We start from the raw sequence: 3852 nt of genomic DNA on the forward strand, positions 1-3852 counted from the left end.
AAGAATTAAGTTAAAAAAACTTTATCCTAATAAATTAAATTAACAATGCACTAGACTAATTCTAACATCTGAACTACCAACAGGGGATTTTAAAAGTCTTAATAATCGTTTCATTTCTTCTCTAGGCGTAAGTATTTTATCGGGAACTTCGAATTTTGTAACCATAAAACCATCTGCGCTTTCAGCAGTTCCTGTTTTGCCAAAATAAAAATCAACAAATGACCCTGCACCTTTCTTGTTAGCATAAGGCGCTCTGGTTGGCTCCATGACTTTTCCATGCTTATGTATCTTTTTTTTATCTATATCACTATGAAAGGTTTTAAGTACATATTGTTTATCTCCAACAACTAATTTATGTGCTTTTCCCGCAGTAATCCCTTCACCGATAAACTCTATTTTTGTATCCATCCAAAGGAGTTTTTCTAATTTTTTTAAAAAATCAGTAACAAATTTTTCATTTTTCGGAAATTCTGAAAATTTGGGAGTGTAGAGTTTTTCTGCAAAGCTTGCAAATAAATCCTGAATTTCTTGAATTGTTTCTTTTCTTCTTTTTTGTGGAATTTCAGCAATCCATTCGTGCGGCAAGTTTCCGACAAATCTTCTTGAATTCGGATATATGTTTGCTAATTCCAGCGCAGTTTTTTTATTAATAAAGTGTTTTGAAAGGCATCGGTTTAACCCCTGAAAACTAATATTTTCAGAATAGCTGATGTTGTTATATTTTGTGGTGTTAAGTTTAAATTGAACCGACAATTTTTTATTTTCCTTTGTTTAGAGATAAGTTATGTTTTTACAAAACAACTGAAGATAAAAAATTGCTTTTTTTTAAAAAATTTTCTTTAAATACTTTCCTGTATGGGAATTTTTAGCTTGAGCAATCTGTTCGGGAGTTCCCTGCGCAATGATTTCTCCTCCTGCATTTCCTCCTTCCGGACCCATATCAATAATATGGTCGGAAATTTTTATTATGTCCAGATTATGCTCGATTACAAGAATAGTATTTCCCGAATCTGCCAGAGTATTGATAATATCAATTAATTTTGACAGGTCATGCCAGTGAAGCCCCACAGAAGGCTCATCCATAAGATAAAGAGTTTTTCCTGTGCTTCGTTTGTTTAATTCAGAAGCGAGTTTTACACGCTGAGCTTCGCCACCGGAAAGTGTAGTTGCACTCTGACCGAGTTTTATATAGTCAAGTCCTACTTCATGAAGGGTTTGAAGCTTGTTAGCAATTTTAGGAATATTTTTGAAAAACTCATAAGCTTCTTCAACTGTCATTTCAAGTACATCAGAAATCGATTTCCCTTTGTATTTAACCTCAAGGGTTTCTCTATTGTATCTTGCGCTTTTACAGACCTCGCATGGAACGTAAACATCAGGCAGGAAATTCATTTCTATCTTAATTATTCCGTCACCTGAACAAGCTTCACATCTTCCGCCTTTGACATTAAAGCTAAATCTTCCCTGTTGATAGCCTCTGGCTTTGGCTTCGTTGGTAAGAGCAAAAAGCGCTCTTATATGATCAAAAGTTCCTGTATAAGTTGCAGGGTTGCTGCGTGGAGTTCTACCTATAGGGCTCTGGTCAATATCAATAATTTTATCTATGTTTTCAAGCCCGATAATTTCACGCACACCCTGAGGTTTAGGAGCATTTCTTCCGAGTTTATGCTTTACATAAGGCTGCAAAATATCAAAAATCAGAGAAGATTTTCCAGAACCGCTTACTCCTGTTATGGAAACGATTTTCCCCAGCGGAATTTCGACGTCAATATTTTTAAGGTTATTTTTATGTGCATTTATTATTTTTATAGAGTTTCCATTACCGTCTCTTCTTTTTTTTGAAATTTTTATTGATTTTGAACCTCTTAAATACTGCCCTGTAAGTGATTCTCTAACTTCTTCGATGTCTGAAGGTGTGCCTTCAGCAATGATTTCTCCGCCATGAGTTCCTGCTTTAGGGCCAATATCGACTATCCAGTCGGCACTTCTTATGATTTCCTCATCATGTTCCACTACTATAAGAGTATTTCCAAGATTTCTAAGCCTGAAAAGCGTGTTTAATAGCTGTCGGTTGTTTAATTGATGAAGCCCTATGCTAGGCTCATCAAGGACATAAAGCACTCCTGAAAGTCCTGAACCGATTTGAGTAGCCAGCCTTATTCTCTGTGCTTCTCCGCCTGAAAGCGTTCCTGCCATTCTGGAAAGAGTAAGATAATTCAATCCGACATCGAGCAAAAATTTTAATCTTTCCCTGATTTCAGACAAAAGCTGCTTAACTATTGCGATATGATATTCCGAAAGTGTCAGGAAAAGCCCTGAGATGAAGTCATGGCATTCATTGACAGGCATTGCACACACATCTGCTATTGAATTTCCCTTAATTTTTACTGCAAGAGCCAATGGTTTTAGTCTTGTGCCACGACAATCAGGACAAGGGATAGAGTCCATATATTTTTCAATTTCGCCTCTGACCAGATCAGAAGACGAACCTTCATAGCGCTTTTTAAGATACGGAATAACCCCTTCATGTTTGGCATAGTAGCTTTTTTGGTGTGTTCTTTTGAAGTCGGCATGAGAAAGAAGCACTTTTTCTTTGCCGCTTCCGTAAAGCATAATATTTTTATGTTCTTCAGAAAGCAATTCCCATGGGGTTTCTGCGTCTATGTCATAGTGTCTGCATACTGAATTTATGATATCAACATAATATTGATTTCCAGTTTTTGCCCACGGATAAATAGCACCCTGCTTCAAAGATTTTCTTTCGTCAGGAACTATAAGGTTCGGACTAATCTCAAGATGCGCGCCTATCCCGCTGCAATTTGGACATGCTCCAAAAGGGCTGTTAAAACTAAACAACCTCGGTGAAAGCTCATCAAAACTCAGCTCACATTCTGAGCAAGCAAGCTTTTCAGAATAAATTATTTGTTTTTCTCCCATTAAATCAACAATAACGAGTCCGTCAGCTTTTTTTAGAGCAGTCTGTACGCTTTCTGAAATCCTTGAACGGGCGGATTCTTTAACTATAATTCTGTCTACGATAACTTCTATGTCATGTTTTTTTGTTTTAGCGAGTTTTATTTCATCTTCATCGAGATTGCAGGTTTTTCCGTCAACTCTCACTCGGATAAAACCTTCCTGCCTCAATTCACTGAAAAGTCCTGAATATTCGCCTTTTCTGCCTCTTACAAGAGGAGATAAAATTTGAATTTTAGTTCCTTCATCAAGTTTAAGAATATTATTTACTATTTGATCGAGGGTTTGAGGCTTGATTTCTTTACCGCATTCAGGGCAGTGGGGTGTTCCGATTCGCGCATAAAGAAGCCGTAAATGGTCGTAAATCTCTGTAACTGTTCCTACAGTAGAGCGTGGGTTGTTGTTTGTTGATTTCTGGTCTATGGAGATTGCAGGGCTCAGTCCTTCTATGCTTTCCACATCAGGCTTGTCCAACTGCCCCAAAAACTGTCTTGCATAGGCGCTTAAGCTTTCTATATAGCGTCTTTGACCTTCCGCAAAAATTGTATCAAACGCAAGGCTGCTCTTCCCCGAACCGCTCACGCCCGTAAACACTACAAGCTGATTTTTGGGGATTGACACACTTACATTCTTTAAATTATGGCAATTTGCTCCTCTTACGACGATATATTCGTTTTTATTTATATCCATTTTCGCCATTTTACCCGACGGTTTATATTCCATATTTATTTAATTATGCCATAAATGAAAATTTAAAATTTAAATCACATTTTCTCCTGACAATACTGAATTCTTATTATTTTCATAAAGTTTTGTTAAAAAAACTAAGAGGTCATCTGAAAAGTTTTTCATTTAGTTAACCGTCTTAGCATTAAATGT

General features: G+C 36.7%; 2 protein-coding genes. Both read right to left on the bottom strand.

All coding sequences use genetic code 11. From position 1 onward, the window contains the following. Positions 1-39: 39 nt before the first annotated feature. Positions 40-753, bottom strand: coding sequence for a hypothetical protein (locus WCG23_13075; GenBank protein MEI8390803.1), 714 nt, complete (start codon positions 751-753; stop codon positions 40-42). A gap of 72 nt (positions 754-825) precedes the next feature. After that, positions 826-3663, bottom strand: coding sequence for an excinuclease ABC subunit UvrA (uvrA, locus tag WCG23_13080; GenBank protein ID MEI8390804.1), 2838 nt, complete (start codon positions 3661-3663; stop codon positions 826-828). Positions 3664-3852 lie beyond the last annotated feature (189 nt).

The organism is bacterium, from assembly GCA_037147175.1.
In the GTDB taxonomy this organism is placed as follows: domain Bacteria; phylum Cyanobacteriota; class Vampirovibrionia; order Gastranaerophilales; family UBA9971; genus UBA9971.

What these genes read in the sequence shown, in the direction of transcription:
- uvrA (MEI8390804.1), bottom strand. Translation starts at nt 3,663, where the DNA reads ATGGATATAAATAAAAACGAATATATCGTCGTAAGAGGAGCAAATTGC.